The organism is Pseudomonas sp. B20 (assembly GCF_020515755.1).
Taxonomy (GTDB): Bacteria; Pseudomonadota; Gammaproteobacteria; order Pseudomonadales; family Pseudomonadaceae; genus Aquipseudomonas; species Aquipseudomonas syringae.
Map to the genome: position 1 here is coordinate 99,448 of NZ_JAHPJG010000003.1, position 12,799 is coordinate 112,246.

Annotated in this window: 11 protein-coding genes; 1 reads left to right on the plus strand and 10 read right to left on the minus strand. The window is 59.2% G+C overall.

Annotation, left to right across the window (positions count from 1 at the left end):
- Positions 1-74: 74 nt before the first annotated feature.
- A complete protein-coding gene (locus LIX91_RS04210) occupies positions 75-737 on the plus strand; it encodes a response regulator transcription factor (protein ID WP_046236696.1) in 663 nt (220 codons plus the stop codon).
- Here LIX91_RS04210 and LIX91_RS04215 read toward each other — a convergent pair.
- From LIX91_RS04215 to rpsP, 10 genes are all read right to left on the minus strand, one after another.
- Positions 710-2,032: an EAL domain-containing protein gene (locus LIX91_RS04215; protein ID WP_226488060.1), complete on the minus strand. Its 1,323-nt coding sequence runs from the start codon at positions 2,030-2,032 to the stop codon at positions 710-712. The two genes, LIX91_RS04210 and LIX91_RS04215, sit on opposite strands and share 28 nt — an antisense overlap.
- Before the next feature lie 71 nt (positions 2,033-2,103).
- Positions 2,104-5,733: a transporter substrate-binding domain-containing protein gene (locus tag LIX91_RS04220; protein ID WP_103697047.1), complete on the minus strand. Its 3,630-nt coding sequence runs from the start codon at positions 5,731-5,733 to the stop codon at positions 2,104-2,106.
- A 120-nt stretch (positions 5,734-5,853) separates the two neighbouring features.
- Entirely contained in the window at positions 5,854-7,263 is a 1,410-nt protein-coding gene (thrC, locus tag LIX91_RS04225; RefSeq protein ID WP_226488015.1) for a threonine synthase, read from the minus strand.
- Between the two features lie 98 nt (positions 7,264-7,361).
- On the minus strand, positions 7,362-8,666 hold the full coding sequence (locus LIX91_RS04230; protein ID WP_226488016.1) for a homoserine dehydrogenase: 1,305 nt from the start codon (positions 8,664-8,666) through the stop codon (positions 7,362-7,364).
- A gap of 137 nt (positions 8,667-8,803) precedes the next feature.
- Complete coding sequence (dsbC, locus tag LIX91_RS04235; RefSeq protein WP_003409174.1) at positions 8,804-9,544, minus strand: bifunctional protein-disulfide isomerase/oxidoreductase DsbC; 741 nt, start codon at positions 9,542-9,544, stop codon at positions 8,804-8,806.
- A gap of 145 nt (positions 9,545-9,689) precedes the next feature.
- Positions 9,690-10,586, minus strand: coding sequence for a site-specific tyrosine recombinase XerD (xerD, locus tag LIX91_RS04240; RefSeq protein WP_003415466.1), 897 nt, complete (start codon positions 10,584-10,586; stop codon positions 9,690-9,692).
- 103 nt (positions 10,587-10,689) lie between these two features.
- A complete protein-coding gene (rplS, locus tag LIX91_RS04245; protein WP_002552524.1) occupies positions 10,690-11,040 on the minus strand; it encodes a 50S ribosomal protein L19 in 351 nt (116 codons plus the stop codon).
- A 44-nt stretch (positions 11,041-11,084) separates the two neighbouring features.
- Positions 11,085-11,837 carry a tRNA (guanosine(37)-N1)-methyltransferase TrmD gene (gene trmD, locus LIX91_RS04250; protein WP_002552523.1) on the minus strand — a complete coding sequence of 251 codons (753 nt, stop codon included), beginning with the start codon at positions 11,835-11,837 and terminating at the stop codon, positions 11,085-11,087.
- 5 nt (positions 11,838-11,842) lie between these two features.
- Entirely contained in the window at positions 11,843-12,382 is a 540-nt protein-coding gene (gene rimM, locus LIX91_RS04255) for a ribosome maturation factor RimM (protein ID WP_003314225.1), read from the minus strand.
- A gap of 5 nt (positions 12,383-12,387) precedes the next feature.
- Positions 12,388-12,645: a 30S ribosomal protein S16 gene (rpsP, locus tag LIX91_RS04260; RefSeq protein ID WP_002552521.1), complete on the minus strand. Its 258-nt coding sequence runs from the start codon at positions 12,643-12,645 to the stop codon at positions 12,388-12,390.
- Positions 12,646-12,799 lie beyond the last annotated feature (154 nt).

A 12,799-nucleotide genomic window follows, 5' to 3' on the forward strand; every position in this document is an offset into this window, starting at 1 on the left:
TATGCTGTTGATCACTGCGTTAAACACCTCCATCGCGTGCAATACCCGTATAGCCTTTTTCACGGAGCCACCTCTTGAGCGATTCCGCTGATCGCCCGTTGCGGGTCATCGTGGCTGATGACCACCCGATTTTTCTCATCGGCCTGCGGGTCGTACTGGAACAGGACAACCTGGCCAGCGTCGTCGCCGAGGCCTGCAATCCGGACGAACTGCTCCAGGCACTCGAACGCCACGCCTGCGATGTGCTGGTGACTGACTTCATGATGCCCGTCGAACGGCAGAACGATGGCCTGCGTCTGCTGCAGCGCATCCGCCGGGACTTTCCGGCGCTGCCGGTGATCGTTGTCACGACCCTGAGCAATGCCGGACTGTTTCAGTCCATGCTTGACCTGGATGTCCGGGGTCTGTTGAGCAAGGCCAGCCTTGCCGGAGAGCTGCCTGCTGCCATCAAGGGGGTCAGGCGCGGTGAGCTTTTTGTCGCCGATTCGGTTCGCAGCGTGCTGAGCGAAGCCCGTCAGCATGGGCCCGACGCGCTGCTGCCGGCAGATCGCTTGTCGCCAAGGGAGCTGGAAGTGTTACGCCTGCTCTCGGCGGGCCATACGGTTGGCCAGATCGCGGCGCAACTCAATCGCAGCAAACAGACCGTCAGCGCTCAGAAAGTCGCCGCCATGCGCAAGCTCGGACTGGCCAATGACGCGGCACTGTTCATTTATTTGCAGGAAAGCGGCATGTCCTGAGGCGGGCCTTCTCTGGAAACGGCTTGCAGGTCGCCGCCATCACGCTCGGCGACCCAGCGCATGAACGCCGAGGCCGGCATCGGACGGGCGATGAAATACCCTTGAATGGCGGGATCGCCCAGCGCCAGCAGACTGTGGACGTCTTCAATCGTCTCGACACCTTCAACCACGACCGACATCGACAGCCGCTGTGCCATGAGCAAGGCACCGGCCACCACCGCCGATTTACGCGCGTCGTCGGCCATGCCGCGCACGAACTCGGTCGGTATTTTCAGCTCGCTGAAAGGTAATTGCAGAAGCCGGTCGATATTCGAAGCGCCCATGCCAAAGTCATCGATGGACAACTTGCAACCCTGCATGCACAACCTCAACAGGCCTTCGAGCTGCCAGGTTTCCGGACGCGCGGCGTCCTGCTCGAGAATTTCCAGGGTCAGCGCGGTGGCCGGTACGCCATGACGGGCAAGCGCTTGCGTGATCTGCTCGGCGAAATCCAGCTGTTGCAGCACTTGTGGGTCAATGTTGACGGCGACCGACAGCGGCTCGCCCTGCTCGCGCATGGCCTGCGCAGAGAACTGCAGGGCCTGATCCAGCACCCGCCAGGTCAACGCCACGGTCAGCCCTTCAGCCTCGATGGCCTCGATGAATCGCCCGGGTGCCAGCAGGCCATACACCGGATGCTGCCAGCGAACCAACGCTTCGGCCCCCAACAACTCGCCCTGCAGACTGACCTTGGGTTGAAAATAGGTGGTCCATTGTTCGGCAATGGACGCCACGTCTATCGGTCCGCTGCCTGTCGGGTCAAACAATTCGATGGCGGAAAGAGCTCTGAACGCGCTGCCCGGCGATGTCTGCTCTATACAGTCCGAGCGGCCAGGCCCATATGCCTCGAGCAACTCGTACAACGCCCCTGCGGAGGCCGGTTTCTGCACATAGCCTAGAACGTTCAGGCCTTGGGCGAGCGCCAGTTGCGCAGCCCCTTCCAGCACGCAGGCGGCATAACAGCTGACAATGATCAGCGCTCGCGCCAGGCCGTTCTCAGCCATGAAGCGGATCAGTTCCAGACCATCAGGCCCTTCCATCTGCAAGTCGCAGATCGCGATGTCGACAGGGCCGCGGCTTTGCAGGGAAAGCCTGGCAACCTCGACGCTGTCGGCCACCAGCACATCGAACACCTGATTGGCGTTAAGCATCTGATGCAGAGCCATCAGCTGGAAGGGATGGTCTTCGAGAATCAGAACCTTGAGTGAGTGCACGATCACGCCTGCGGAGTCAGAGCCATCGGCCCGGGATAACATTAACTGTAGCTCGTCCAGGGCACCGGCCCCATAGGACATGTCCTAAACCCGTCACACGTTGTCGGCAGGATTCAACCGCCTGGCACCGCCGTCTCGGGCACGACTACCAGTTGCAATTCGATATCAGCGCGCAGACCGGTCATGGCCAACTCCAGTGCCTGCCAGCGGTCGGCCAGACTGGCTGTGCTCTGCAGCCGGACACTGTCGTCCAGCGCGGCACAGGCCTTGGCGAGCGGCACTGCGTTGACCAGACTCGCCGCGCCCTTGAGCCGATGCAGACAGGCGCTCAGGGTCTTCCAGTCATTGGCCGACACAGCGGGCTCCAGCAAAGCGTGCTCATGCCTCAGGTTCTTCCATAACTCGCCCAGCAACCGTTGCATCTGTTGCGGGTTGGCCTGAGTCATGGTTTGCAGCGTGCCGATGTCGAACGTCGGCTCACGTACCCGATCCGCCAACTCCTGGGCCAGACGCGCCAGTGACAGCGGCTTGATCAGCAGGCCGTCCATACCTGCCTGCTCGCAACGTGCCGCCTCGTCACTCATCGCGTTGGCGGTACAGCCGATCACCGGGCAGCGCTGACGCTGCTCTTTCTCTTCGATCTGGCGAATGGCCTGGGTCAATGCGTAGCCGCTGATACCCGGCATGTTGCAGTCGGTGATGACCGCATCGAACGCCCCTTCACACCAGCTCGACAGGGCCGCCTTGCCGTCTTCGACCGCCGTTACCTGATGGCCAAGAAACTCCAGCTGCCGGGTCAGTACCAGACGATTGGCGGACATGTCATCGACCACCAGCAGATGAAGGCTACGCGTGTCGACAGGCGTATCGGTCACCTCGTCCGCGGGCAAAACCGGCTCGCTCACCCTGGTCAACGGCAGGTCGATGGTGACCAGGGTGCCCTTGCCCGGCTCGCTGTACAGGCTGATGTCGCCCTTCATCAGCTCCACCAGTTGCCGGGTGATACTCAGCCCTAGCCCGCTGCCTCCGTAGTGTGCGGCCGTGTCATCGCTTGCCTGGGTGAAAGGTTGAAATACCTGCTGCTGACGCTGCGGATCGATACCTTCGCCGCTGTCCTGAATACCGATGCGCACACGCGTGGACTCAGGCGAGTCATGGGTCACATCGAGCATCATGACCACCGCACCTTGCCGGGTGAACTTCAAAGCGTTGCCCAGCACGTTGTGCAGCACCTGGCGCAATCTCAAGGGATCCAGCCAGTAGTCGCCCCGCGCCTGCGCGGAGAATTCCAGGCGTAGTTCCACACCCTTTTCCCCAGCCTGCGCGGAAAAAAGCTCCATCACACCGTCGAACAGCTCTTGCAAGGAGGTGACAGCCAGTGACAACTGCATGCCGCCCGCTTCGATTCTGGCCAGATCAAGACTTTCGCCAATCAGCGCGACCAGCTCCGTAGCCGAGCGGTGGGCCACTTGCAGGCCCTGCGATGGAATCTTGCCCAGGCGCAAGGCCTGTTCGCATTCCAGCTCCAGCAAGCCGGTGATTGCCCCCATCGGCGTGCGAATTTCATGGCTCATGCTGGCCAGGAAAGCGCTTTTTGCCTCGTTGGCCTGAGCGGCCAGTCGCATGGCTTCCTGAAGCTGCTGTTCCAGTTGCTTGCGCTCGGTGATATCGATCCAGCCGCCGAGCAGCCCCTGCAACTGTCCATCGGCGGCGAAGAAAGGCACCGTCCATTGCCAGACGTCCATACGTTTGCCCGGCAGTTCGATGGTGCGATCGGAAAACACCGGCTGATGATTTTCCAGCAGATTGAGGTAATCGGTGTGCATCTGCTCGGCCAACGCACGCGGGATCAGATTGACGTCAGTGAGGCGTCGGCCATTCATCTGTTCGAAACTGATGCCCAGACTCTGCTCGTAGCTGCGGTTGCAGGAAATCAGGCGCCCCTTGAGATCGCGCACATAAATCGGATTGGGGATACCGTCGAGCAGAGCATGTTTGAAGGCCAGTTGATCATTGAGCTGTCTTTGCGCCCTCTGGCGCTGGCGAATCTGCACCTTGAGGCGACTGCTCCAGGTCAGCGACACCAACCCGGTCAGCAACGCCAGGCACACTACCCAGAATACCCACTGCGGTATGCGCCCCCAGAGCGATGGCTGAGGCAGCGCCGATCCCAGCCACTTCAGGCGGATCGAACGCAACTCGGCCACCGGGAACTCTTCCAGCGCCTTGTTCAGAATCCCCAGCAGTTCGGGCTGGGTCTTGATCACTGAAAATCTGTCGGGCGACCACTGGCCTTCGACACTTCTGGCGACCTTCAGTTGTCCGGAGGGAAACAGGTAAGCCCCCACTTCATTCTGAATGGTCGCGTCGGCAGCGCCGCTTTCCACCAGCGCACGGGCCTGATCGTAGGTGTCCACCAGTCGCAGCTGGATCAAGGGATGCTCGCGCCTGATCAGGTCCTCGAGCGCATGCCTGGCCGGAAGGGCCAGTACTTTCCCGGCCAGACTGTCCAGCGATATGCGCGACGAGCGGTCGGAGCGCACCACGAACATCCAGCTATTGCCGCCGAACGAATAGGTAAAATCCAGAAACCGTCGGCGCTCGGTGTTTTCCGCGAGCGTCGTGTTCATGTCGGACTGACCGGCGCGCAGCATGTCGATAGTCTGCTGTGTGGAGGATGATTCCTGATGGACGAACTGCAATCCGGTCATGCGCGAGATGCGTGACAGCACATCTGCGTTCAACCCCACCCAGTGGCCGTTCTTGTCTTTGTAGATATACGGTGGGTGCTGCACGGTCGCGATGGTCACACTCGGATGCTTGAGCAACCAGCGTCGCTCGGCACTGGTAAGGCGAATGCGCTGCCCTTCCACGTCAGCGCCCAGCCCCATGGTCCAGCGCCCGAGCACTTCACGACTGGTCGAAGATGCAATGCTGTCCAGGGCCCGATTGATGAAGGTCAGCAAGCGCTGCTCGTCATCACGCACCGCAAAGGAAAACCCCACCGGAGGCAAACGACTTTCGAATTTGATCTGCAAACCGAGATAGGGCCGCAGCGCGGTGTAGGCACGGACTATGACTTCGTTGCCGATGAACACGTCCACTTCACCCTGGCTCAGGGCTTCCAGAGCACTGTAGAGGTTAGGCGCGATAATGATCTGACTGTCAGGATAAACGCGGTGCAGCACGTCCGAATCGGCATACCCATCAAGCAGCACGACTTTCTTGCCGGCCAGGTTCGACGACAGGCTCAGATCGTTGCCGCGGCCAACGGCTACCGACCGATCGGGCATGTATTCGGTTGAGAACGACAGCCCTTTCACACCGCGCTCGAAACCATTGGCACTGGTCAGCAGGTCTATCTTGCCGTCGCGCAGCGCCTCGATAGCCTCGTCACGCTTGGCATACCCGGTGACCTGCACCGGAAGGTTCAACTGGTCGCTGACCAGCCCCAGGTAATCGGCACTGATGCCCTGATAACGGTTGCGGTCACTGGTGATATCGATCGGCTCGTAGTCTGCGATCGCAATGCCGACCCGAAGTACCTTGCGCTGGTCGAGCCAGGTCCGGTCCTGATCTTCGAGGTTCAGATCCGCTGAAGCCACAAAAGGGGCTGTCAGTGAAAACGGCAAGCTTTGCGCCGCATTGGCTGCCCCGGCAAAAATCAGCGCCAGCAACACCCATACCCTGCGCCATGCGCGGTACCTCGATGTACTGCCTGCCTCCCTGACTACGCTCTGCATACTTGCCTGCTTCACTACGAATGACCCAACTCTATGGTTCGAAAAACCAGCGAAGTTTGGCACGTAGAAACAGAAAGGCCCGCCAGATGGCGGGCCTAAAGTTGTTACACGACGCTTCTGTCAGAGCGGTTTTCCGCGATTGCCGTGCTGGCTGACAAACGCCTGTATGGCTTTCAGGTCATTTGGCAGAACAGTGCAGCGCTCGTCCCGCTCGAACAAATCAGACAAATGTGCAGGTAGTTCAAGCGTTTTTCCTACACCGGCTTTTTCCACCGCCTCCGGGAACTTGACCGGATGCGCCGTGCCCAGAATCACCATCGGCGTGTCCAGACTGCGGCGGCATTCGCGCGCAGCCTTCACCCCGATAGCGGTATGCGGGTCAAGCAACTCGCCGGTGCTGGCGAATACTTCGGCGATGGTCGCGCAGGTGTCCTCGTCACTGACCGCCAGCGAATCGAACAGTTTGCGGGTTTCGGTCCAGCGCTCTTCCTCGACGCTGAAACCGCCACCCTGGCGGAACGTGCTCATCAACTCGGCAATGGCAGCGCCGTTGCGACCGTGCATGTCGAACAGCAGGCGCTCGAAGTTGGACGACACCATGATGTCCATGGAAGGCGACAGCGTGGCGTGCAGGGTTTCCTTGACGTACTGATTGCCGCTCATGAAGCGGTGCAGGATGTCGTTGCGGTTGGTGGCGACGATCAACTGGTTGATCGGCAGCCCCATGTTGCGCGCCAGATAGCCGGCAAAGATATCGCCGAAATTACCGGTCGGCACCGAGAACGACACCGAACGCGCAGGTCCGCCCAACTGCAGTGACGCGTGGAAGTAGTACACGATCTGAGCCATGATCCGCGCCCAGTTGATCGAGTTGACCGCAACCAGCGGTGTGCCCTTCAGGAAGCTCTGGTCAGCGAAGCTGGCCTTGACCATTTCCTGGCAGTCGTCGAAGTTGCCTTCGACTGCGATGTTATGGATGTTGTCGCCGAAGATGGTGGTCATCTGCCGACGCTGTACATCCGATACCCGGTTATTCGGGTGCAGGATGAAGATGTCGACGTTGTCGCAGCGACGGCAGCCTTCGATGGCCGCAGAACCGGTGTCGCCCGAGGTCGCGCCGATGATCACGACACGCTGGCCACGCTTGGCCAGAATGTAGTCGAGCAGGCGGCCAAGCAGTTGCAGTGCGAAGTCCTTGAACGCCAGCGTCGGACCATGGAACAGTTCGAGTACCCACTCGTTGCCATGCAGCTGGCGCAGCGGCGCGACAGCGCTGTGGGCAAACACGCCGTAGGTCTCTTCGAGAATCTTTTTGAAGTCGGCATCCGGGATGCTGCCAGCCACGAAGGGGCGCATCACCCGAAAGGCCAGTTCGTGATAAGGCAGACCTGCCCAGGAAGCGATCTCTTCCTGCGTGAAGCGCGGCAGGTTTTCCGGCACGTAGAGGCCGCCATCGCTGGCCAGACCAGTCAACAGCACGTCTTCGAAATTCAGGGCCGGCGCCTGGCCGCGAGTACTGATATAGCGCATGGGATCAAACCTTTGGTCTGGGCTGAAAACCAGGGCTCCGAGGCTGCAAGGTCGAAACGATCGGCTTGCGGCCTGGAGCTGACAGCTTGCAGTTGATGTTAATTAAGGTGCTCGACGCGGATACGAACCACCGGGCCAACGACGTCCTGCAGGGCTTCCAGGGCTTGAATGGCGTCATTGATACCCTGCTCCACCACCCGGTGAGTCAACAGGATCATCGGCACCAGGCCATCGTGTTCTTCGACATCCTTTTGCATGATCGATTCGATGTTGATGCCGCGCTCGGACAGGATGCTCGCGACCTGAGCCAGCACGCCCGGGTGATCCTTGGCCTGAATGCGCAGGTAGTAGGCGCTCTCGCAGGCTTCGATCGGCAGGATCGGGTGGGCAGACAACGAATCGGGCTGGAAGGCCAGATGAGGGACCCGGTTTTCCGGGTCGGAGGTCATCGCACGGACCACATCGACCAGATCGGCCACCACCGAAGACGCGGTAGGCTCCATGCCGGCACCTGCGCCGTAGAACAGCGTCGAGCCGGACGCATCGCCATTGACCATCACCGCATTCATGACGCCGTTGACGTTGGCGATCAGGCGATCGGCCGGGATGAGCGTCGGGTGTACGCGCAGTTCGATGCCTTGAGCCGTGCTGCGTGCAACGCCCAGGTGCTTGATGCGATAGCCCAGCGCTTCGGCATAGTTGACGTCTGCAGTCGTCAGCTTGGTGATGCCTTCGGTGTAGGCCTTGTCGAACTGCAGCGGAATGCCGAAGGCAATCGAGGCAAGGATGGTCAGCTTGTGCGCCGCATCGATTCCTTCCACGTCGAAGGTCGGATCGGCTTCGGCGTAGCCCAAAGCCTGAGCCTCGGCCAGAACATCGGCAAAGGTACGGCCCTTCTCGCGCATTTCGGTGAGGATGAAGTTGCCGGTGCCGTTGATGATGCCGGCAACCCAGTTGATACGGTTCGCCGACAGGCCTTCACGAATGGCCTTGATGACCGGGATGCCACCGGCAACAGCTGCTTCAAAAGCGACGATCACGCCCTTCTCACGCGCCTTGGCGAAAATTTCGTTGCCATGCACCGCGATCAGCGCCTTGTTGGCGGTCACCACGTGCTTGCCGTTTTCGATGGCCTTGAGCACCAGTTCGCGGGCGACGGTATAGCCGCCGATCAGTTCCACGACGATGTCGATTTCAGGGTTGGTCGCAATGGCAAACACATCGCTGGTGGTCGGCGTACGGGTAATCTGGCAATTGGGATTTGGTGTACGAACCGCAATTTGCGCAACTTCGATTCCACGTCCGGCACGGCGGGCAATCTCCTCGGCGTTACGCTGAAGTACGTTGAAAGTACCGCCACCGACAGTACCCAGCCCACATATGCCTACTTTGACCGGTTTCACTGATGATCTCCCCGAAAAACAGCCGAACCTGAATCGGCTGTGGAAAAAACTGCCGCATGGCGCCATGCGGCTGAAATTTTGACGACACTCCGGCTACTTGCGCCCTGTCTGCACAAGGCGCGTCTGAAAACACCGGCTTATTTGGCGCCCAGTGCCAGCTTGGCAACCTGAGCTGCAGGCTGATAACCCGGAATCACCTGACCGTCGGCCAGGACAATCGCAGGCGTGCCGTTGACGCCGATCGACTGGCCGAGCTCATATTGCTTGCTGACCGGATTGTCGCATTTGGCGGCCTTGATGTCCTTGCCATCGACCATGCGGTCCATCGCGCCTTTGCGGTCCTTGGAACACCAGACGGCCTGCAACTGCTCGTCACCCGGAGAGCCAAGCCCCTGACGCGGGAATGCCAGGTAACGGACTTCGACACCCATCTTGTTCAACTGACCCACTTCTTCGTGCAGCTTGTGGCAATACGGGCAGGTCGTGTCGGTGAATACCGTGATGTGCGACTTGGTCTCGCCCACCGCCGGATAGATCACCATCTCGGAAGCAGGAATGGCGTTGATGGTCTTGGAAATGGCCAGACGCTCGGTCTTCTCGGTCAGGTTGACCGGCTTGCCGTTCTGCACTTGAAACAGATAGCCCTGCATCACGAACTGACCGTCGGCGCTGGCGTACAGGACGCGGCCGCCCTTGAGCTTCACTTCATAAAGGCCATTGAGCGGGCTCGGCGAGATGCTCTCGACCGGCAGTTGCAATTCCAGTGAGTCGAGCGTCTTGCGGATAGCCTGATCGGGGGCTGCATCAGCCAGGGCAGACATACTGAAGGTGCCGGCCAGCATTAAAGCTGCGGCAGCGAAAATCTGTGGCAAACGCATGAAAACTCCTATGACGGCGGACAGGCTGGCAACTGTCGAAAAAAGGCGTGCCAGCCTTGATAGGCGAAACCGGCAAAGCCTACCACATAAGGCTCGCGGGGCCGACTCGGAGCGACATAAGAAGCTTCGCAAAATACGTCGCGAATCAACCCCGAGGATGATGCCTGGCATGCAATTCCTGCAACCGCGCTCGCGCCACATGGGTGTAGATCTGCGTCGTCGAGAGATCACTGTGCCCGAGCAACATCTGCACCACGCGCAAGTCAGCGCCGTGGTTGAGCAGATGGGTGGCGAAGGCATGGCGCAGGGTGTGCGGCGACAGGGATTTTCCGATGCCCGCAACAGTCGCCTGATGCTTGATACGATGCCAGAAGGTCTGGCGGGTCATCTGGTCGCCGCGGGTGCTGGGGAACAGTACGTCGCTGGGCTTTCCGCCCAGCAACTCGTCGCGGGCACCGCGCAGGTAACGCTCGACCCAGACGATGGACTCTTCGCCCATGGGCACCAGTCGCTCCTTGCTGCCTTTGCCCATCACGCGCAGCACGCCCTGACGCAGATTGACCTGCTCCAGGGTCAGGCTGATCAATTCGGTCACGCGCAGACCGCAGGCATACAGCACCTCAAGCATGGCGCGGTCCCGCTCGCCGATGGGCTCGCTCAGGTCGGGAGCAGCAAGCAATGCTTCGACGTCAGCTTCTGAAAGCGATTTGGGCAACGGTTTGCCCAACTGAGGCATGTCGATCTGCAGGGTGGGATCGACGGAAATCAGCTTCTCGCGCAACAGATAGCGGTAGAAACCACGTGCGCCGGACAGAAAACGCGCCGTGGAGCGCGGCTTGTAGGCATTTTCAACGCGCCACGCAAGATGATCGAGGATGACTTCACGCCCGGCACTGATCAGATCAACGTTGCGCTCCTGCAGCCAGCCGTTGAACAGCGCCAGATCACTGCGGTAAGCATCCCGGGTGTTGTCGGACAGGCCCTTTTCGAGCCAGAGCGCGTCCAGAAACCGGTCAATCAGCGGGTGGTCGATGGCAGCCATATTCACTCAGTGCGTGTGTCGGTAAACAAGGGGTGAATCATCAAACAGCAGACAGCAAAAAGGCAGCCCTGAGGCTGCCTTTTTTATGCATCGAAAAACTGTATCAGGACAGTTTTTCCTTGATGCGCGCTGCTTTACCGGACAGGTCACGCAGGTAGTACAGTTTGGCCTTGCGAACGTCACCGCGACGTTTCACAGCCATGCTGTCGATTTGCGGGCTGTACGTCTGGAAAGTACGCTCAACGCCAACACCGTTGGAGATTTTACGAACAGTGAAAGCACTGTTCACGCCACGGTTACGCTTGGCAATTACAACGCCTTCGAATGCTTGCAGACGAGCGCGGTCGCCTTCCTTCACTTTAACCTGGACGACGATGGTGTCGCCTGGTGCAAAGGTAGGGATCTCTTTGGTCATCTGCTCTGCTTCGAGGGCAAGAATGATTTTGTTAGTCATGCTGGTGCTCCTAAGGTAATCCGTCTGGATCGACCATCGATACGTTAACTATCGTCCCGCTCGCGGATGTATTCCGCCAGCAGCTTCTTCTCTTCTCCAGAAAGCGAGCGGCTTTCCAGAAGATCAGCGCGTCGTTCATAGGTCCGCCCAAGGGACTGCTGTAAACGCCAACGCCGGATGTGCGCGTGATTACCACTTAGCAACACGTCGGGAACACGCTGATCCGCATACACCTCAGGTCGGGTGTAATGCGGGCAATCCAGCAGACCGTCCGTGAAGGAATCTTCCTCCGCGGAGTCCACATGCCCTAAAGCTCCAGGCAGCAGCCGCGTAACCGCGTCAATCAGGACCATCGCCGGCAGCTCGCCACCGGAAAGAACATAGTCACCAATCGACCACTCTTCATCGACATGAGCATCAATAAAACGCTCGTCAATGCCTTCATAACGACCGGCGATGAGGATAATCGCTTCCTCCTGCGCCAGTTCGCGTACCGCAGACTGATTCAGTTGGCGGCCTTGTGGCGACAGGTAAATCACCTTCGCCGCATCCCCTGCCGCTTGCCTGGCCTGAACCAGAGCATCTTCAAGGGGCTTGATCTTCATCACCATGCCCGGACCACCGCCAAATGGGCGATCATCCACAGTGTGATGGCGATCAGTGGTGTAATCCCGCGGATTCCAACAAGTGAGCTGCAACAGCCCTTGTTTCACCGCACGGCTGGTAATGCCGTATTCGCTGATGGCGGAAAACATCTCGGGAAACAGACTGATGACTTCTATGCGCAGGCTGGCCATGGCATTCAGAAGTCCGCGTCCCAATCCACCTTCATCTCGCCAGCAGCCATATCGATTGCCAACACGCATTGCTCTGTATAGGGCAACAGGCGTTCACGATCATCCAGGCTACCCGCGCAGGGCTTTACAACCATTACATCGTTCGAACCGGTTTCGAGCAGGTGATCGATTTTCCCGAGCAATTGCCCGAGTTGGTCGATGACCTTGAGGCCTTCAAGCTGGTACCAGTAGTACTCGCCATCGTCCAGATCAGGGAACAGGTTACGCGGCACGCAGATTTCGTAACCGGACAGAAGACGGGCTTCTTCACGATCATCGAGACCCTTGAGCTTTGTGACCAGAAACTTGCTTTGCAAGCGTCCGCTGACCAGCTCCACCTGTTTATCAACGCTGCCTTCGCGCCGAAGCGTCCAGGTTTTGTAGTCCAACAGGTTTCCAATCGGATCAGTAAAGGAATAAACCTTCACTTCGCCGCGAACGCCATGAACCGAGTAAATCTTGCCAATGACGATCAGATCGTCGGCAGATGCAGGCGTCGCGCTCATAAGACTCAGGCCGCGGCCTTGGTCTTGTTGTGCTCTTTGAGCAGCTGGGCAACGCGCTCGGAAGTTTGTGCACCCACGCTCAACCAGTAGTTGACGCGTTCTTCGTTAACGGACAGACGGATTTCCTGACCACGGGCAACAGGGTTGAAGAAACCAACCTGTTCCTTGTGGGAACCGTCACGAGCATTGCGGCTGTCGGTTACGGTCAGGTGGTAAAACGGGCGCTTTTTGGAGCCGCCAAGGGCAAGACGGATGGTTAGCATTGAACATCGTTCCTGTAGTCGGTGCTGCAAATCTAAGATGCACAGCGGGCATAGGTGCCCGAAAGGCCGCATATTCTAAGGAATATCCCGACTTTTGCAAATGTCTTTTTCCGGCGCCTATCGGCATGCCTTCCAGATTTGCGAGGGAGCTGTC